The 16,955-nt window shown below is 67.7% G+C and carries 17 protein-coding genes, 1 tRNA gene and 1 riboswitch; of the genes, 2 read left to right on the plus strand and 16 right to left on the minus strand.

Going from position 1 to position 16,955, the window contains the following annotated elements:
- Nucleotides 1-41: 41 nt before the first annotated feature.
- From V5F61_RS03590 to V5F61_RS03600, 3 genes are all read right to left on the minus strand, one after another.
- A complete protein-coding gene (locus V5F61_RS03590; protein WP_393987388.1) occupies nucleotides 42-524 on the minus strand; it encodes an ion channel in 483 nt (160 codons plus the stop codon).
- A gap of 99 nt (nucleotides 525-623) precedes the next feature.
- Complete coding sequence (locus V5F61_RS03595) at nucleotides 624-923, minus strand: hypothetical protein (RefSeq protein WP_393987389.1); 300 nt, start codon at nucleotides 921-923, stop codon at nucleotides 624-626.
- Nucleotides 924-1,058: 135 nt separating this feature from the next.
- A tRNA-Gly gene (locus V5F61_RS03600) sits at nucleotides 1,059-1,133 on the minus strand.
- Nucleotides 1,134-1,440: 307 nt separating this feature from the next.
- Here V5F61_RS03600 and ettA point away from each other — a divergent pair.
- Nucleotides 1,441-3,096 (plus strand): energy-dependent translational throttle protein EttA, encoded by a 1,656-nt coding sequence (gene ettA / locus V5F61_RS03605; RefSeq protein ID WP_393987390.1) that lies wholly within the window; start codon nucleotides 1,441-1,443, stop codon nucleotides 3,094-3,096.
- Between the two features lie 70 nt (nucleotides 3,097-3,166).
- Here ettA and V5F61_RS03610 read toward each other — a convergent pair whose 3' ends face one another.
- From V5F61_RS03610 to V5F61_RS03620, 3 genes are all read right to left on the minus strand, one after another.
- Nucleotides 3,167-4,474: a sensor domain-containing diguanylate cyclase gene (locus V5F61_RS03610; RefSeq protein WP_393987391.1), complete on the minus strand. Its 1,308-nt coding sequence runs from the start codon at nucleotides 4,472-4,474 to the stop codon at nucleotides 3,167-3,169.
- Nucleotides 4,475-4,672: 198 nt separating this feature from the next.
- A complete protein-coding gene (locus V5F61_RS03615) occupies nucleotides 4,673-5,596 on the minus strand; it encodes a homoserine O-succinyltransferase (protein WP_393987392.1) in 924 nt (307 codons plus the stop codon).
- A gap of 37 nt (nucleotides 5,597-5,633) precedes the next feature.
- Nucleotides 5,634-5,746: riboswitch (SAM-I-IV-variant riboswitch) on the minus strand.
- A gap of 49 nt (nucleotides 5,747-5,795) precedes the next feature.
- On the minus strand, nucleotides 5,796-6,932 hold the full coding sequence (locus tag V5F61_RS03620) for a M23 family metallopeptidase (RefSeq protein ID WP_393987393.1): 1,137 nt from the start codon (nucleotides 6,930-6,932) through the stop codon (nucleotides 5,796-5,798).
- 130 nt (nucleotides 6,933-7,062) lie between these two features.
- Between V5F61_RS03620 and tam the strand changes: the two genes are divergently transcribed.
- On the plus strand, nucleotides 7,063-7,839 hold the full coding sequence (tam, locus tag V5F61_RS03625; protein ID WP_393987394.1) for a trans-aconitate 2-methyltransferase: 777 nt from the start codon (nucleotides 7,063-7,065) through the stop codon (nucleotides 7,837-7,839).
- 3 nt (nucleotides 7,840-7,842) lie between these two features.
- On the opposite strand, the gene V5F61_RS03630 is transcribed toward tam, so the two are convergent.
- The 10 genes from V5F61_RS03630 to V5F61_RS03675 all read right to left on the minus strand — a co-directional run bounded on the left by V5F61_RS03630 (nucleotide 7,843) and on the right by V5F61_RS03675 (nucleotide 16,779).
- Nucleotides 7,843-8,625 (minus strand): MetQ/NlpA family ABC transporter substrate-binding protein, encoded by a 783-nt coding sequence (locus tag V5F61_RS03630; protein WP_393987395.1) that lies wholly within the window; start codon nucleotides 8,623-8,625, stop codon nucleotides 7,843-7,845.
- Between the two features lie 62 nt (nucleotides 8,626-8,687).
- A complete protein-coding gene (locus V5F61_RS03635) occupies nucleotides 8,688-9,374 on the minus strand; it encodes a methionine ABC transporter permease (protein ID WP_393987396.1) in 687 nt (228 codons plus the stop codon).
- Nucleotides 9,367-10,527, minus strand: coding sequence for a methionine ABC transporter ATP-binding protein (locus tag V5F61_RS03640; RefSeq protein ID WP_393987397.1), 1,161 nt, complete (start codon nucleotides 10,525-10,527; stop codon nucleotides 9,367-9,369). The genes V5F61_RS03635 and V5F61_RS03640 overlap by 8 nt, the downstream gene beginning before the upstream one ends.
- Before the next feature lie 297 nt (nucleotides 10,528-10,824).
- Nucleotides 10,825-11,763 (minus strand): CDF family Co(II)/Ni(II) efflux transporter DmeF, encoded by a 939-nt coding sequence (gene dmeF / locus V5F61_RS03645; RefSeq protein WP_393987398.1) that lies wholly within the window; start codon nucleotides 11,761-11,763, stop codon nucleotides 10,825-10,827.
- Nucleotides 11,764-11,793: 30 nt separating this feature from the next.
- Nucleotides 11,794-12,075: a metal/formaldehyde-sensitive transcriptional repressor gene (locus tag V5F61_RS03650; protein ID WP_393987399.1), complete on the minus strand. Its 282-nt coding sequence runs from the start codon at nucleotides 12,073-12,075 to the stop codon at nucleotides 11,794-11,796.
- Nucleotides 12,076-12,326: 251 nt separating this feature from the next.
- Nucleotides 12,327-12,827, minus strand: coding sequence for a MarR family winged helix-turn-helix transcriptional regulator (locus V5F61_RS03655; protein WP_394104003.1), 501 nt, complete (start codon nucleotides 12,825-12,827; stop codon nucleotides 12,327-12,329).
- Nucleotides 12,828-12,913: 86 nt separating this feature from the next.
- Nucleotides 12,914-13,168, minus strand: a complete 255-nt coding sequence (locus tag V5F61_RS03660; protein ID WP_393987401.1) for a hypothetical protein — start codon at nucleotides 13,166-13,168, stop codon at nucleotides 12,914-12,916.
- 69 nt (nucleotides 13,169-13,237) lie between these two features.
- Nucleotides 13,238-14,644: an LLM class flavin-dependent oxidoreductase gene (locus V5F61_RS03665; protein WP_393987402.1), complete on the minus strand. Its 1,407-nt coding sequence runs from the start codon at nucleotides 14,642-14,644 to the stop codon at nucleotides 13,238-13,240.
- 30 nt (nucleotides 14,645-14,674) lie between these two features.
- Complete coding sequence (locus V5F61_RS03670; protein ID WP_393987403.1) at nucleotides 14,675-15,883, minus strand: acyl-CoA dehydrogenase family protein; 1,209 nt, start codon at nucleotides 15,881-15,883, stop codon at nucleotides 14,675-14,677.
- 29 nt (nucleotides 15,884-15,912) lie between these two features.
- Complete coding sequence (locus V5F61_RS03675; RefSeq protein WP_393987404.1) at nucleotides 15,913-16,779, minus strand: MetQ/NlpA family ABC transporter substrate-binding protein; 867 nt, start codon at nucleotides 16,777-16,779, stop codon at nucleotides 15,913-15,915.
- Nucleotides 16,780-16,955 lie beyond the last annotated feature (176 nt).

Raw genomic sequence — 16,955 nt, forward strand, 5'->3', positions numbered from 1 at the left:
TGCGGGAGTGATCCGCCTGGCCGTGAGGAAGGCCCCCGTCTTCAGGAGGGATTGCGCGGCCTGGCGCGCCGGTCCGCCTCCCCTTGGGGATCGGGGGTGATGACGCGCGTCACATATTCCACCATGAACGCGGTGGACCACGCCACCATCATCGGGCCCAGCAGCGATTCGAAACCCGCGATGCCGCGAAAGACGCGGGGGATGGAGACGCCGTCCGGTCCCACCGTGGTGTAGGTAGCAAGGGAAAAATAGAGCGCGTCATTGAACGACGCGAGGGCGCCGATGCCCAGGTAGCCCCACGCCCATGCGAGTATCTCCGTGAGGTGCACGACGCAGAGGCCGATCACGAGGGCACTCACCACGAACGTCTCGCGCATCACGTGGTGGCTGAAGCTGCCGCTGCGCAGCAGGCGCCGGATCCAGTGCCGCAGCACAAACAGTCCGGACATGTGAATGACGACCGTGAGGAAGGCGAGCCCGAGGCAGATCAGGATCAGGTGGGCATAGGCGATCCCCTCGTTCATCGCGAACGTCTCCTCCGCAGGTCTTGATTCGGCCTTGGAGGGACATTAGCAGCCGCGGCACACCGATGGGCGCGGCTGCCGTCTTCGACGGTGGAGGCCTCAGCGGTCCTTCGGCGCCTTGGGCGGGGTGACGTCGATCATCTCGTTTTCGAAGGAGGCATCAACCGGGCGGCCGGTGCGCAGGTCGAAGATGCGCACGCCTTCGAAGCTGCCGCGGCGCACCGTGAACCCGCGTCGCCCGCTGACGAGGGCATAGACGCCCCCGCCCAGCAGCAGGGCCGACACGACCACCCCTGCGACGATGAGGAGCCCGCCCACCAGGGTGAACAAGGCGAAGCCCGCCAGGGCCGCCACAGCGAGGCCGGCGAAACCACCGAAGACGTTGAGGAGCTGTTTCATGCGCGCATCCTCCCCCAACATTCCGGCGGACTTGGGGCGCATCGGCACTGAGGTGCCAGCGGCCATGACCTCCGGTCCCAAACGCATTAAGGGTGAGCCTGGAGTCGGATACGTTCTTATTGTCTTGAGAGGAACTGGAGCGGGCGAAGGGATTCGAACCCTCGACCCCAACCTTGGCAAGGTTGTGCTCTACCCCTGAGCTACACCCGCATCCATCTCGCCGCGCTGTGGTCAGCGCCAGCGGTGCGTTCATATGGCAGGAGCCGGCGGCGAATGCAAGAATCTTCGTGCCAAGTGCGCACCCGGCTGTGGATTGCGTATCCGGCGAAGCTTCGTATGCCATTATATTTGCAGGGAAAAAGTGGTTCGCTGCGACGGTGTGGGTGCGGCGCGCGGCGGCTTCTGCTGCCGGCTTCGGCCGTGCCGGGCCACGCCGCCGAAGGCGCTGCTTGCCGCATCCCGGCCGCGCCGCTAGAACGGCCCCAACTTCCGCGAACCCCAATGGAGCCGGCGGCTTATGGCCTCCTACCAATACGCATATCACATGCACGGTCTCACCAAGACCTATCCGGGCGGTAAGAAGGTCCTGGATAATGTGCACCTCTCCTTCTACCCCGATGCCAAGATCGGCGTGCTCGGCGTCAACGGCGCCGGTAAGTCCACTTTGCTGCGCATCATGGCCGGCACGGACAAGGATTTTTCCGGCGAGGCCAAGCCCGCCGAGGGCGTGCGCGTCGGCTACCTGCCCCAGGAGCCCCAGCTCGATCCGGAAAAGACCGTGCGTGAGAACGTGATGGACGGCGTGGCCAAGCAGAAGGCCATCCTCGACCGCTACAACGAACTCGCCATGAACTATTCGGAAGAGACCGCGGACGAGATGACCCGGCTCCAGGACGAGATCGAGGCCCAGGGCCTTTGGGATCTCGACTCCAAGGTGGAGCAGGCGATGACCGCGCTCGGCTGCCCGCCCGACGACTGGGAGGTCACCAAGCTCTCCGGCGGCGAGCGGCGCCGCATCGCGCTCTGCCGCCTGCTGCTGGAGCAGCCTGAGGTGCTGCTGCTGGACGAGCCCACCAACCATCTCGATGCCGAGACGGTGAACTGGCTGGAAGGCCATCTGCGCACCTATCCCGGCGCCATCCTCATCGTCACCCACGATCGCTACTTCCTCGACAACGTGACGGGCTGGATCCTGGAGCTCGATCGCGGCCGGGGCATTCCCTATGAGGGCAACTATTCCTCCTGGCTCGGCCAGAAGCAGAAGCGCCTGCAGCAGGAGGGCCGCGAGGACGAAGCCCGCCAGCGCGCGCTGGCCCGCGAGCAGGAATGGATCGGCGCCTCGCCCAAGGCGCGCCAGGCCAAGAACAAGGCCCGCATCCAGCGCTATGAGGAACTGGTGCAGAAGGCCTCCGAGCGGCAGCCTTCGGCGACTCAGATCGTCATTCCTGTGGCCGAGCGGCTGGGGCAGAATGTCATCGCCTTCGACCACCTCAACAAGGCCTTCGGCGACAAGCTGTTGATCGACGATCTGTCCTTCAAGCTGCCGCCCGGTGGCATCGTCGGCGTCATCGGTCCCAACGGCGCGGGCAAGACCACCCTGTTCCGGATGATCACGGGCCAGGAGCAGCCGGACGGCGGCTCCATCTCGATCGGCGATTCGGTGAAGCTCGGCTATGTGGACCAGAGCCGCGACGCCCTCGACGACAAGAAGACCGTTTGGGAAGAGGTCTCCGACGGCAATGAGGTGATCTACGTCGGCAAGAAGGAGATCCCCTCGCGCGCCTATTGCGCCGCCTTCAACTTCAAGGGCGGAGACCAGCAGAAGAAGGTGGGCATGCTCTCCGGTGGCGAGCGCAACCGCGTGCACCTTGCCAAGGTGCTGCAGCGTGGCGGCAACGTGCTGCTGCTCGACGAGCCCACCAACGACCTCGACATGGACACCCTGCGCGCGCTGGAAGAGGCGCTGGAGGATTATGCCGGCTGCGCCGTCATCATCTCCCATGATCGCTTCTTCCTGGACCGTGTCGCCACCCACATGCTGGCCTTCGAGGGCGACAGCCACGTGGAGTGGTTCGAGGGCAACTTCGCAGACTACGAGGAAGACAAGAAGCGCCGGCTGGGGATCGATTCCACCATTCCGAAGCGCATCCAGTACAAGAAGTTCTCGCGCTGAGAAAAAAAGGGCCCGGCGACCGCATGTCGCCGGGCCCTTGATATTCAACGGAAGCGGGCTGCCGGGGCGCTCAGTCCGCGCCGAGGGGTGGCTCGGCGATGCGCACGGTGTTGCGGCCGCCCTGCTTCGCCTCGTAAAGGGCGGCATCGGCCGCCATGAGCAGGGCTTGGCGGAAGCCCAGGATGTCGCCGTCCTTCGGCATCTGCGTGAGTGTCGAGCCGCCGATGCTGACGCTGATCTGGCCGAAATCGCTCATCTCGTGAGGCAGTTGCAGGTCAAGGACGGCGCGCCGCACGCGTTCGGCCACCACGCCGGCGCCCGTGTGGTTGGTGCCGGGCAGCACCACCACGAATTCCTCCCCGCCGTAGCGGCACACCGAATCCCGCGGGCGGGAGCAGGCGCTGGCGAGCGCCTTGGCGACCTCCCGCAGGCTGCGGTCTCCGGCGGCATGGCCGTAGTGGTCGTTGAAGCGCTTGAACTGGTCCACGTCCACGATGAGCAGGGAGAGGGGGGAGCGCTCGCGCCGCGCCGCGGCGAGCTCCATGCGGAAGATCTTCTCGAACTGCCGGCGGTTGAACAGGCCGGTCAGGTAATCGCGCTCGGCCAGGAGCTGGAAGCGCCGGTTGGCGGTGGTGAGGCCGCGGATGGCGTTATCGTAGTCGGTGATGTCCACGAGCGCGATGGAGCCGCCGACCACGTCGCCCTCGACGCTGCGCACCGGCTCCACCGACATGCGAAACGAGCGCCCGCGCCATTTCAGCTCCTGCTCGGCGCTCTCGCCGCCCAGGTCAAAAATGCGGATGTTGCTTTCGAAGGTGCGGGCGGCCTCGGGCGAGAGGTCGGCGACCGGCAGGCCGATGATGTCTTCGGGCGGCAGGCCGGCGGTGCGCGCGAACTGGCCGTTGACCCGCGTGTATTGTCCTTGGCGGTTGACGACGCACAGGGCCACTGGCGCCTCGGAATAGAGCGTCTTGGGATCGAGCAGGTTCTTTTCCTCGATAGTCTCCGCCGTAATGTCCGTTGTCACGCCGAAGAAGCCGTCGGGGGCGCCGTCATCGCGGCGCACGGGCGCGCCCGAGACTTCGAGCACGCGTGGTGTTCCATCGGTGTGGCGTGTGCGGTGGGCGAGATTTTCGAGAGAGCGCCCCTCGGTGATTGCGGTGAAGAGGGCATTCTCGAAGTCCATTGAGCCGGCGTTTGGAAGCACGGAAAAATACGTGCGCCCCAAAACTTCGGAGGGGCTCAAGCCAAGGATGCTCTTGCTGGCTGAGGATGAAAAGGTGAACTCACAGTTCTTATTAAGCTGCCATACCCAATATTGAGAGGCTTCCCCGGCGCGCTGTAGCGGCACCTCTTCCAAAACGTTTCTTTCAGCCATGGCAAATTGAAGTCCTGCCGCGCATGCTCCAACTTCGTTGGAAATCAAAACGACTTCATCATATCTTCGTACACATTTACCGTAAAAACTCTAGGTTGGCTTTCCAGGCTTGTCAATGTATACCTCTTACCCCTATTTTCCATTTCGTCTGTAAAATAGTACCTTGGCGCAGGGTGAGATCCCGGCGCTGACGGAGGTTCACGCCCGGCCGCCGATGCGCTCCATTTCGAACGGCGTGGTCTGGTACATCTCATTGATCCAGTTGGCGAACAGGAGATGGGCATGGCCGCGCCATCGGTTTTCCGGGGGGATGGCGGTGTCATCATTGGTGAAATAGTGGGCGGGCAGCGGCGTGCCCGGGTCCTTGGCGGCGTCGCGGGCGTATTCGGCGGCGAGCGTGCCGGCGTCGTATTCCAGATGGTTGAACATGTGCAGGGCGCGGTGGCGGGGATCGTCCAGCAGGCACAGGCCCGCCTCCGGGCTTTCGGCCAGCACGCTGAGGCCGTGGCCGGCGGGAATGTCTTCCGCTCGCGCCTCGGCCCAGCGCGAGACGGGGACGCGGAAGCTGTCCGGGAAGCCGCGCAGATAGGGGGAGGCCGGCTGGAGCATGCGGTGCCTGTAAAGGCCGAACGCCTTGCGCGGCAGCACGTGCTTCTCCATGCCGTGGAAGTGGTGCACGGCGGCCAGCGCCGCCCAGCAGATGTTGAAGGTGCGGTGCACGTGGGTCTGCGTCCAGTCGAACACGCTGGCGAGCTCGTCCCAGTAGGAGACCTCGGAGAACGGCAAATGCTCCACCGGCGCGCCGGTCACCACCAGTCCGTCGAAGCGTGCGTCGCGCACCTCGGCCCAGGGGCGGTAGAAGGCGGACATGTGGTCTTCAGGCGTGTTGCGCGAGACGTGGTCGGTAATGCGCACCAGCGTCAGCTCCACCTGCAGCGGGGTCGCGCCCAGGAGGCGGGCGATCTGCACCTCTGAGGTGATCTTGTCCGGCATCAGGTTGAGCAGCGCGATGCGCAGGGGGCGGATGTCCTGCCGCACCGCATCGCCTTCGCTCATCACCATTACGCCCTCGGCCTCAAGGGTGCGGCGGGCGGGCAGGAGATCGGGGATCTTGATGGGCACGGCGTCGTCCTCGGCTGCGGGGACTGACGCTGGGTGGCTTGATCCGTTGGCTTGCCGGCTCGGCCACATCCTCTCCCTAATAGGGAGAGTACCACCTTGCCCGGATCGGCAGGTTGGTGTTGGGCGTCGCCCCAACTCTTGATGTGAGGCCGTCTCTACCCCGGCGCGTGACGCTTGGCAATGGCGTGGCGGCCGTCGCCTATTCGTAGGTGGCGATGCTGCCCTCCAGCGGATAGGCCGATCGCACCGCCTCGGAGGTTTTCTCGATGTCGAGGCCCTCCTCGCTCACCTTGGAAATGCGCCCGGTGAGGGTGTAGGCAGGAAAGACGAAGGGCACCGCATTGCCGGTGAGAAAGTCGGGCCGGTCAACCAGGCCGAATTGCAGGTGCGGCGCGGCCGAGTTGCCGGAAGAGCCGATCGCCCCCAGCTTCTCGCCGGCTTTGAGCACCGTGCCCGGCTTCGCCTCCACGCTGCCCTGCTTGAGGTGGCCGTAGAAGGCATAGACATCGGGTGCGATGCGCTGCAGCACGAAATTGCCGCCGAGGTCGACCGGCGCGTGCAGGCTGCGGGTCGGCCGGTGCGGCATGGCGTCGGCGATCCCGTCGACCGCGGCCACCACCTCGCCCTCCGCCACCGCCAGCACGGCGTTGCCGAACGAGGGATAGTCCGTGTTCTCGCTGCCGTTGCCGGAGAAGGGCAGGTCCTTCTCCAGCCGTATGAAATCGATGGCGTAGGTTTCCGAGGCGGCGATGCGGGTGCCGGCGGCGTAGCGGGCGCTGCGGTGCACGTTGGGTGCGCAGCATCCGTTGAAGGCCACCCAGCCCTCGCCGCGCACCGGCGGGAGGATGGAGAGGGGGCGATTGGTCCGCACCTTCACCTCGGGCCCGTTCATCGGCTCGCCCGTCAGAAGGGCGCGCAGGGCGCCGTCGGCTTCGGGGGCGGAGACGAGGATGCGGTGGCCGAGACGTTCCGGCACCGGGCCGCCTTCGAGCGCGAGGTCGATCTCGATGATCGCGGCGCTGTTGGCGGGAAGGGTGCGCAGCTTGCTCCGGTCCAGGATGTAGCTGGTGGATTCGGCCAGCGCCGGCTGGGCGAAGCGGCCCAGTTCGCGGCCGGAGGAGTCGAGGACCTCGATGGCGTTCACCGTGACCGAAACCGGGAAGGTGTTCACGACCAGCAGGTCGTATTCCACATGGAGCTTTCCGTCGTCCGCGGGCACCCAGCTCGCCTCCTGGAGGGGGGTGACGACGAGCGCGGTCGATTCCGTGCGCAGGCCCTCGGCGTGCAAGGGAAGGGCGGCGAGGAGAAGGAGGGTGGCGAGCGCGGCTCGAAGCATCGGGGCGAGACTCCGCGGTCAGAAGCGAGGATGAACCATAGTCCCGCTCACGTCACTGCGATAGTGAGCGGAGGCGCGTTCCCGTGCGGCGGGTGCTAATGTGGCGTTTCGACCCTGCGAGGAGACCCACATGGCCGAATGGAACGTTCGCCAGTATCTGAAGTTCGAGGATGAGCGCACTCGGCCGGCGCGCGATCTCCTGGCGCAGGTTCCGCTTGCGCGGGCGGCTTTCGTGGTGGACCTCGGCTGCGGGCCGGGCAACTCCACGGAACTCCTCGCCGCCCGCTTTCCCGATGCGCAGATCCTGGGCATCGACACGTCCCCCGACATGCTGGAAGCGGCCCGCGAGCGCCTGCCGGCGGCGCGATTCGAGGCGGGAGACGCCGCCACCTTCACCCTGCCGCGCCCGGCCGACCTCATCTTCGCCAATGCGGTGCTGCAATGGGTGCCGGACCACGAGATGGTTTTCCCGCGCCTGCTCTCGCTGCTCGCGCCCGGCGGGGTGTTGGCGGTGCAGATGCCCGACAATCTCGACGAGCCCTCCCACGTCGCCATGCGCGAGACGGCCATGATGGGTCCCTGGGCAGGGAAGCTGCGCAACGCCATCGCGGCGCGCACCACCCTCCCGCCGCCCGCCGCCTATTACGACCTCATGATCGACGCGGCGGCGCGGGTGGACGTGTGGCACACCATCTACAACCACCCGCTCGACGGCCCGGCTGCCATCGTGGAGTGGGTGAAGGGCACCGGCCTTCGGCCCTTCATCGACCCGCTGGTGGGCGACGAGAAGGCCCAGTTTCTGGAAGAATACCGCCAGCGCCTCGTGGCACCCTATCCGGAGCAGCGGGATGGCAAGGTGCTCCTCGCCTTCCCGCGGCTGTTCATTGTCGCACGGCGCCCCGGCTGAGGCTCACCAGCTCGGCAGCACGGCGCCCTTGTAGGTGTCGACGATGAACGCCTTCACTTCCGGCGACTGGTAGCTTTCCACCAGGGTCTTCACCCAGGGCTTGTCCTTGTCCTCGGTGCGCACGGCGATGACGTTCACGTAGGGGCCCTTGGGGTCCTCGCGCAGGATGGGGTCCTTCACCGGGTCGAGGCCGGCTTCCTTGGCATAGTTGGTGTTGATGCCGGCGGCGTCCACGTCCGGCAGCGAGCGCGGAAGCTGGGCGGCGTCGATCTCCACGAACTTGAACTTCTTCGGGTTCTCCAGGATATCCGCCACCGAGGCCTTCACGCCGGCCTTGGGGTCGACCTTGATGAGGCCCTTGTCGGAGAGCAGCAGCAGCACGCGCCCGCCATTGGTGGGATCATTGGGAATGGCGATGGTGGCGCCCGCGGGGATCTCCTCGAAGCTCTTGTACTTCTTGGAATAGACGCCGATGGGGAAGTTCACCGTGTAGCCCACGGGCGTGATCTTGTAGCCGCGATCGGCGATCTGGGCGTCGAGATAGGGCTTGTGCTGGAAGGAGTTGGCCTGGATCTCGCCGGACGCGAGGGCGGCGTTGGGCACCACGTAGTCGGAGAACTCGATCACCTGGATGTCGAGCCCTTTCTTGGCGGCGACGGGCTTCACCGCCTCCAGGATCTGCGCATGGGGGCCGGGGGTGGCCGCGACCTTGATGGTCTCGGCGCCCGCGGCCGAGAGGCCGGCGAGCCCGAACGCCGTGGCGAGGGCGAATGCGGTGAGCTTCATGGATGTCTCTCCATCGGAACGAACGGGCGGCCAGCGGGCCGCCGGGGGATGTCTCGGGGGCGTCAGCCGCGGTGGCGCTTGTCGAGCCGGCGGGCGAGGCTGTCGCCCAGCGTCTGCACGCCCTGCACCAGCACGATGAGAACGACCACCACGATGGCCATCACCTCCGGCATGAAGCGCTGGTAGCCGAAGCGGATGCCCAGGTCTCCCAGGCCGCCGCCTCCCACCGCGCCCACCATGGCCGAGTAGCCGAGCAGGGAGACCACGGCGAGGGTGAGCGCAAGGCTGATGGAGGGCAGCGCCTCCGGCAGCAGCACCTTGGCGACGATCTGCAGCGGGCTCGCCCCCATGGCGCGGGCGGCCTCCACCAGGCCCTGGTCCACCTCGCGGATGGAGGCCTCGATGAGCCGGGCGATGAAGGGTGCCGCCGCCACCGTGAGCGGCACGATGGCCGCATTGGTGCCGATGGTGGTGCCCGCCACCAGCCGCGTGAAGGGGATGATGGCCACCACCAGGATGATGAAGGGCGTCGAGCGCGCGGCGTTCACCACGAGGCCGAGGGCCGAGTTGAGCCACGGCGCGGCGAACAGCTCTCCGGGGCGGCTGGTGGCCAGGAACACGCCCAGCGGCAGGCCGACGGCGGTGCCCAGCACGCCGGAGACGAGCACCATGTAGAGGGTCTGCTTGGTGGCCTCGACGATGAGGTCCGCCATGGCGGGGGAGACGAGGCCGAAGGTCAGGTCAAACATAGCCGAGCACCTCGGAGCTGAGATTCAGCCGCTCCACGGCATTGGTGACGGCGGAAATGGTGGCCTCGTCCCCGGGCACGGAGATGACGATGACGCCGAACGGCTTGCCGGCGATCTCGTCCACCTGCGCCTGGATGATGTTGATGTCCACCGACAGCAGCCGCGCCACGCGCGAGAGCACGGGATCGGTGGCATGGCCGCCGGTGAAGACGATCCGCACCAGCGCGTCGCGGCCCGGTCCAGGCTCGGTCTTCAGCCGGTCCGCCACATAGGGCGGCAGGCTGGCGCCGGTGAGGGCGGACAGGAAGGCGCGGGTGGTGGGGTGCCGCGGCTGGGCAAACACGTCGTAGGTGGAGCCTTCCTCGACGATGCGACCGCCGTCGATCACCGCCACCTGGTCCGCCACCGCCTTGATGACCGCCATCTCGTGGGTGATGAGGAGCACGGTGAGCTTCAGCTCGGCATTCACCTTGCGCAGCAGAGCGAGGATCTGGTTCGTGGTCTCCGGGTCGAGGGCGGAGGTCGCCTCGTCGGAGAGCAGCACGCGCGGCCGCGTGGCGAGGGCGCGGGCGATGCCGACGCGCTGCTTCTGGCCGCCGGAAAGCTCGGCGGGGTAGCGGTCGCGCTTGTCGGCGAGGCCCACCAGCTCCAGCAGCGGCTCCACCCGCGCCTTGATCTCGCGCGCGGGCAGGCCGGAAATCTCCAGCGGCAGCGCCACGTTGTCATAGGCGGTGCGGCGGGCCAGCAGGTTGAAGTGCTGGAAGATCATGCCGATGGAGCGGCGCTGGGCGCGCAGTGCCTTCTCGGAAAGGGCACCGATGTCCACCCCGTCCACCACCACGCGGCCGGCGGAGGGGGTCTCCAGCCCGTTCACGAGGCGGATGAGGGTGGACTTGCCCGCGCCCGAGCGGCCGATGACGCCGACAATGGCGCCTTCCGGAACGGAAAGGGAGATCTCGGAAAGGGCGGTCACGGGCTGGTGCCCGCGCCGGGCGGCATAGGTCTTCTCGACCTTGTCGAACAGGATGACCGGCGCGGCCGTGGCGGCCTGCGGCTCGGGATCTTGGGAAAGGCGGGCGTTCACGGGAGGCTCCGTGGTGGAACCCTGGGCGCGTTCGTCAGAGCGGATGTTCGGGGAAGGTGGTGTCGACATCACGCGCGGCCACAGGGCTGGAAGGAAAGTCCGCCGGCGCGCGCTGGAGGCGACGGCTTTGCAGCGTCATGGCCTCGCTTGCGGCTGGCAGCCGGATCACAGGAAGAAGCGACACATCGACATGATCGGCCCGGATGCTTTGGCAGCTGGATTGACGCGAGTATTGTTCTGTTTAACGAACGCGTCAAGCTGAATGTGGATAAAGATGATAGTCGCGATTGTGATGTGAAAAAGGCGCCGCGCGCATCCCGGCGCGGCGCCCTTGCGGAAGTGACGGCCCTGTGGGGCGGGAGCGCTTCAGCGGCACTCCACCGTGAGATGCGCCACCTCGTCCACCGGGACGAGGCGCGCGCGGATCGTTTCCGGGTCGAGGCCGGTTCCGCGCACGCTGACGATGGCGGCGCGCGCCTGCGGGCCGATCCGCCACACGTGGAGGTCCTGGATCACGGCATCGCCGGGGCCTTCCACCGCCTCGCGCACCTCCTCGGCCACATGGGCGTCGGTGGCGTCGAGCAGCACCGTGGCGGTGTCGCGCATGAGGGTCCACGACCAGCGGCCGATGACGATGCCGCCCACGATGCCCATGAGCGGATCGCACCAGGCCCAGCCCAGGTAGCGGCCCGCCATCAGCGCCGCGATGGCCAGCACCGAGGTGAGCGCATCGGCGAGCACGTGGAAATAGGCCGAGCGCAAATTGTTGTCCGCCTCGTGGTGATGGCCGTGGGCGTGCGCCCCATCGTGATGGTGCCCGCCGTGGCCGTGATCTTGGCCGTGGTGATGATGGCCGTGGCCGCCGCTCAGCAGCAGCGCGCTCACGATATTGACGCCGAGGCCGAGCACCGCCACCGCGATGGCGTCCCCGAACGCCACCTCCACCGGTTCCAGCAGCCGCGCCAGGGATTCCACGGCGATGCCCAGCGCCACCAGCCCCAGCACCAGCGCCGAGGCGAAGCCGGCGAGGTCGCCCACCTTGCCGGTGCCGAAGGAGAAGCGCGGGTCGCCGGCGTGGCGGCGCGCATAGACATAGGCGATGGCGGCCACGCCGAGGGCACCGGCGTGGGTCGCCATGTGGAAGCCGTCCGCCAGCAGCGCCATGGAGCCGGTGAGGGTGCCGGCGATGATCTCGCCCACCATCATCACGGCGGTGAGGACCACCACCCACACGGTTCGCCGCGTGTTCTCCTCATGGCGCGCGCCGAGGAACACGTGGCTGTGGGCGGCATGGGTATGGGACATGGCGGGTTCCTTCATCCGGACGGCGGCGGACTATCTGGCGTAGCGGCGGAGCACCGTGGAGAGCTCGTCCGCCCCCCGCGCGCGCTCCTCGTCGGAGAGGCCGGGCCGGGCCACGTGCTCGTTGAGGTGGGCCTCGAAGATCTCATCCATCAGGCCGTTCACGGCGCCGCGCACCCCGGCCACCTGATGCAGCACGTCGGCGCATTCCATCCCCCCTGAGAGGGCGCGCTCGATGGCCTCGATCTGCCCGGCGATGCGCTTCACGCGCATCAGCAGGGCTGCTTTCTGCTTGGGGTCTTGGGTATGTGCCATGGGATAGGGTGGTACCCTATATGGAGCAGCCGCGCAAGGCGTCGGCGCCGCAGGCTCAGCGCGCGGCAGCCTGCGGTTCCGGCGAGCCGGAGGGCGCAAGGGGAGGCCCCCTCGCGGCGGAGGGCACCACCGTGTGCTCGTCTGAAGAGATGGGCGTGCCGATCCGTCGGTCCCGGCGGCGCGTGCCGGTCGTCATCGCGTCCAGCCAGGAGGGCAGGCGGCCGGGGCCTGCCGCTTGGCGTTACGCGTGCTCAGCCGGCGTTGAGCCCGCCCTTCAGGCGGTCGAGCAACTGCACCAGCAGCACCTGCTCGGCTTCGCTGAGGGGGGAAAGGGCGTGGTTGTAGAAGGTCTCAATGGGCCCGCGCATGGCCTGCCAGCTGCGGTCGCCTTCCTCTGTGAGGCGGATAAGGCGGCTGCGGCCGTCCTCCGGGTCCTTCACGCGCTCCACCCAGGCCCGTGCTTCCAGGCGGTCGAGCACGGCGGTGAGATTCTGCCGGCTGAGCAGCAGAAACTCGATGAGGTCCTTCACGCTCATGCCCTTGGCGGCCACCAATGGCCGCGCCAGCGCGCCCAGCACCGCCCATTGCTGGGTGGTGGCGCCGAAGTCGCCCATCTGGCGGGTGCCGTTCTTATGCAGGAGGTTGGAGCACTGGTAGAGGCGAAGGAACAGGCGGTTCGCCACCTCGAATCGCTCGGCCTCCGGGGAGGCTTCGCGGCGGACAGACACGCCCGAGGAATCTGGCGGGCACATGGAACAGGTCTCTCCTGCGGGGGAGTCTCTGCTCACCAGCTATATCAACAGGTTGATAAAATCAACGGCCTCGAGGGGCGCCCGTCTCAGGACTGGGAGCCGTCCGGCGCGTCCGCCGGGGGGCGGCGGCGCGGCACCCAGGGGGCGGCCGTGCCATCCATCAGCGGGTCCAGGGGGGCAGCCTGGAACAGGACGCTCACGCCCTTGTTCGGGTCGTCGCGAATGATCCAGGCGCCGCCATCGGCCTGCATGATGCGCAGCTCGTTTTCGGTCTCGGTGGCCACTTGGCCCCATTCAAGATCGAACTTGTAGCCGTGCCAGTTCACCTGAAATCCCGACATCGCCAGTGAGCCCCCGCGGTCGCATTCAGAATACTTAGCACCGGCAAGCGTCTTTTCCCAGGCGCCCGCTCACGCCCGCGCGGCCGCCCGCTCCGGCTGCGGCGCCTCCAAGTGGCGGAAGGACGCGCCCGGATGGGTGTGGTGAAGGCGCGGCCCGCGGCCGGGGAACAGCTTCTCGCGCAGGGTGCCCTCACCATAGGCGGTGCGGTAGACGCCGCGCGCCTGGAGCTCCGGTACCACGAGGTCCACGAAATCGGCCAGGGTCTCGTGGGAGACCACCCGGTTGAGGTTGAAGCCGTCCACATCGGTCTCCTCCGCCCAGGAGATGAGCGCGTCCGCCACTTCCGAGGGCGTGCCCACCACGAACGGCGCGCGCGCGCCGGTGGCCGAAAGGGTGGCGAGATCGCGCACCTTGAGCGGCACCTCGCTGCGCAGGGTGAGGTTCTCCAGCGTGGACTGGATGGCGTTGCTCTTCACGAAGGCGATGGCATCGTCGGGATCGACCTTCGAGAGATCGACCCCGGTCCAGCCGGAGAGCAAAGCGAGCTGGCCGGCGGTGTCGATATAGCCGGCATATTCCGCGAGCTTGTCCTCGGCCTCCGCGCGGGTGCGCGCGACGATGACGGTGGCGCCCACGAACATGCGGATATCGTGCGGGTCGCGGCCGAACCCGCGGGCCGCCGCGCGTACCGCCCTCACCGTATCGGAGAGGATGGGTTTCGTCTGCCCGTTCAGGAAGATGGCTTCCGAATGCCGGGCCGCGAACAGCCGCCCGCGCTCCGAGGTGCCCGCCTGGTAGAGCACCGGCGTGCGCTGGGGCGAGGGCTCGGCGAGCTGGATGCCGTCCACCTGGTAATAGGGCCCGTCATGGTGCACCCGGTGCACCCTGGAGGGATCGGTGAAGACGCGGGCCGCCCGGTCGCGCCGCACCGCGCCGTCCTCCCAGCTGCCTTCCCAGAGCTTGTAGACGGCGGAAAGGAAATCCTCGGCGGCGTCATAGCGGGCGTCATGGGCGCGATTGGCGTTTTGGCCCATGCCCTTGGCGCCGCTGTCCAGGTAGCCGGTGACGATGTTCCAGCCCACGCGCCCGCCGGTCAGGTGGTCCAGCGTCGCGAAGCGCCGGGCGAACTGGTAGGGGTGCTCGTAGGTGAGGTTCGCCGTCACGCCGAAGCCGATGTGCCGCGTGGCGTGGGCCATGGTGGGCACCACCAGCGCCGGGTCGATCTGCGGCGCCTGCGCCGCCGAGCGCAGGGCCACTTCCGGGCTGCCGCCGTAGACATCGTAGATGCCCAGCACGTCGGCGATGAAGACGCCGTCGAACAGGCCGCGCTCGGCGGTGCGGGCAAGCTCGATCCAGTAATCGAGCTTGTTGTAGTTCGCCGCCTTGTCGCGCGGATGGGCCCACAGGCCGGCCCAGGTGTGGCCGGGCGCGGCCATGTTGAAGGCGTTGAAGCGGAGCTGCCTGGGGGCGCCCATGGTCTCGTCCTCCGTTGGAGCGCCGGCGGCTCAGCTGTAGAGCGGCAAAGCGGTGAGCTGGCCGTTGAGCGCGTAATTGCCCACCTCGCGGGACTTGTACGTCACCGGGTCGTGCAGGGTGTGGGTGCGGATGTTCCGCCAGAAGCGGTCATAGGCATGGCGGCTGGCGGTGGCGCGGGCGCCCATCAGCTCGAAGATCCTGGAGGTCACCTCCAGGCCGGTGCGGGTGGCGTGCACCTTCGCGGCGTAGATGGCGGCGGCGGCCAGGTTGCGCTCCGCGGGGGTGATGGCGTCGCCGCGTGCGAGGGCTTTCTCCAGCTCCTGGGCCGCCACGTCGCCGAGGGCGACGGAGGCGCGGACCTCCACGTCCAGGTCGCCATAGTGCTCGAGGATGTAGGGGTCCTCGCTCGCCCGCGCGACGCCGGAGGCCTGCCAGGGCCGGGAGACCTCGCGGATGTAGCGGCTCGCTTCCGCCAGCGCCCCCTGGGCCGTGCCCAGGTAGATGTTCACGATGAGCAACTGGTGGAACGGCACGACGAGGCTGGTGCGCGCCGGCGGCGGGGCGGCGGGATCGCCCAGGATCTCGTTCTTCTCCACCCGCACGTTCGAGAAGCGCACGGTGCCGCTCTCCGAGAGCCGCTGGCCGATGGCATCCCAGTCGTCGCCGTGGCTCACGCCCTCCCGGTCTCCCGGCACCACCAGCACCGCGAAGCCGTCGCCGAGCTGCGCGCGCAGGGTGATGCGGTCCGCGAGGGAGGCGTTGGAGGCGAAGGTCTTCGCGCCGTTGAGGCGGTAGCCGTCCTCGTCCGCGACCAGGGTCGATTCCGGATCACGCGGGTTGGAGGCGCCGCCCCAGAACCATTTGCCCGCCACCGAGGCGCGCGAAAGCGCTTCGCCCTGTTTCGCGCCGGCCCGCCAGACGGCGTTGGTGAGGTGCAGGTAGTGGTAAGCCAGAAGCTGGCTGATGGAGGCATCCGCCCGCGCGATCAGGCGGACCGCGCCCAGAGCGTCGGTGAAGCTGCCGCCTGCGCCCCCATGCTCGCGGGGGCTGAGGAGCGACAGGAGCCCCGATGCGCGCAGCAATTCCAGCTCGCGCCGGGGCGTGGCGCCGGCGCGGTCGCGCGCGGCTGCGTCCTTGGCGAGGTCCACCGCCACCTGCCCGGCGGCGGCGGCCCAGTCGAAGGCGGGGGCCTGCCGGTTGCCGGCATCGGGGATATTGAGGACGGTCACGTTGGTCATGGCATGCTCCCGCTTCGCCGCAGCTCTGCTCACCAGGTGGGCAGGATGGTTCCGTTGAACTTGGTGGCGATGAAGTCCTTCACCGGCTGCGAGCGGTAGACCTCGATGAACTTGCGGATGCGCGGATCATCCTTGCGGTCGTCGCGGGCGGCGAAGACGAGGGTGAAGTAGGGCTTGGCCTCGGCGTCCGAGGTCTCTGCCACCAGCGCTTTGTTGAGGTCGAGGCCGGCGAGATAGGCGTAGTTGGAGGAGACGAAAGCGGCGGCGACATCATCCAGCGAGCGCGGCAGCTGGGCCGCGTCCAGCTCCACGATCTGGAGCTTCTTCGGGTTCTCCGCCACATCGAGCACGCTGGCGGAAAGGCCCGCGCCGGGCTTCAGCTTGATGAGGCCGGCCTTCTCGAACAGCAGCAGCGCGCGCGCCGCATTAGTGGGGTCGTTGGGAATGGCGATCTTGGCCCCGTCGGGGATCTCGGAGGCCTTGGCATACTTCTTCGAATGGATGCCCGCCGGCACCAGGATGGAGGGTTCGAGCGCCACCAGGTGATAGCCGCGCGCCTTCACCTGATTGGCGAGGTAGAATTTGTGCTGGAAATTGTTGAGGTCGATATCGCCCGCCTCCAGCGCCGCGTTCGGCTGGTTCCAGTCGGTGAACTCAATGATCTCGGCCTTCACGCCCTCCTTCTCGGAAAGCCGCGCGGCCTCGCGCAGGATGTCGCCGTAGGGGCCGGCGGAGACGCCCACCTTCAGCGGCTTTTCGGCCGCGGGAGCCTGCGCCTGCGCGGTGGCGGAAAGGGACAGGAGGGCAAGGCCCGAGAGTGCGGCGGCGACGACGCGCGACAGGAACGGCCGCGAGAGGACAGGCCGGGAACGGGGGGAGCGGGCGAGGAGGGGCAAGGCGATGGGTCCGTCGTTGGGGGGAGACCGGGCGGAAATCCGGAAGCGCGGGGCGCTTCGACGGATAAAATAAATTAAATCGATTAAATAAGTAAACTATATTGTGCGTGCCACCGCGGTGGCGATCGGCTGTGCGAGCGGTGCCGGCGCGGGGCGTGGCGGCATGCGCACCTCGC

The organism is Xanthobacter sediminis, assembly GCF_043195015.1.
GTDB lineage: Bacteria > Pseudomonadota > Alphaproteobacteria > Rhizobiales > Xanthobacteraceae > Xanthobacter.

What these genes read in the sequence shown, in the direction of transcription:
- tam (WP_393987394.1), top strand. Translation starts at nt 7,063, where the DNA reads ATGGCCGAATGGAACGTTCGCCAGTATCTGAAGTTCGAGGATGAGCGC.
- V5F61_RS03620 (WP_393987393.1), bottom strand. Translation starts at nt 6,932, where the DNA reads ATGCTTCGAGCCGCGCTCGCCACCCTCCTTCTCCTCGCCGCCCTTCCC.
- ettA (WP_393987390.1), top strand. Translation starts at nt 1,441, where the DNA reads ATGGCCTCCTACCAATACGCATATCACATGCACGGTCTCACCAAGACC.
- V5F61_RS03610 (WP_393987391.1), bottom strand. Translation starts at nt 4,474, where the DNA reads ATGGCTGAAAGAAACGTTTTGGAAGAGGTGCCGCTACAGCGCGCCGGG.
- V5F61_RS03595 (WP_393987389.1), bottom strand. Translation starts at nt 923, where the DNA reads ATGAAACAGCTCCTCAACGTCTTCGGTGGTTTCGCCGGCCTCGCTGTG.
- V5F61_RS03630 (WP_393987395.1), bottom strand. Translation starts at nt 8,625, where the DNA reads ATGAAGCTCACCGCATTCGCCCTCGCCACGGCGTTCGGGCTCGCCGGC.
- V5F61_RS03655 (WP_394104003.1), bottom strand. Translation starts at nt 12,827, where the DNA reads ATGTGCCCGCCAGATTCCTCGGGCGTGTCTGTCCGCCGCGAAGCCTCC.
- dmeF (WP_393987398.1), bottom strand. Translation starts at nt 11,763, where the DNA reads ATGTCCCATACCCATGCCGCCCACAGCCACGTGTTCCTCGGCGCGCGC.
- V5F61_RS03590 (WP_393987388.1), bottom strand. Translation starts at nt 524, where the DNA reads ATGAACGAGGGGATCGCCTATGCCCACCTGATCCTGATCTGCCTCGGG.
- V5F61_RS03670 (WP_393987403.1), bottom strand. Translation starts at nt 15,883, where the DNA reads ATGACCAACGTGACCGTCCTCAATATCCCCGATGCCGGCAACCGGCAG.
- V5F61_RS03660 (WP_393987401.1), bottom strand. Translation starts at nt 13,168, where the DNA reads ATGTCGGGATTTCAGGTGAACTGGCACGGCTACAAGTTCGATCTTGAA.
- V5F61_RS03635 (WP_393987396.1), bottom strand. Translation starts at nt 9,374, where the DNA reads ATGTTTGACCTGACCTTCGGCCTCGTCTCCCCCGCCATGGCGGACCTC.
- V5F61_RS03650 (WP_393987399.1), bottom strand. Translation starts at nt 12,075, where the DNA reads ATGGCACATACCCAAGACCCCAAGCAGAAAGCAGCCCTGCTGATGCGC.
- V5F61_RS03640 (WP_393987397.1), bottom strand. Translation starts at nt 10,527, where the DNA reads ATGTCGACACCACCTTCCCCGAACATCCGCTCTGACGAACGCGCCCAG.
- V5F61_RS03665 (WP_393987402.1), bottom strand. Translation starts at nt 14,644, where the DNA reads ATGGGCGCCCCCAGGCAGCTCCGCTTCAACGCCTTCAACATGGCCGCG.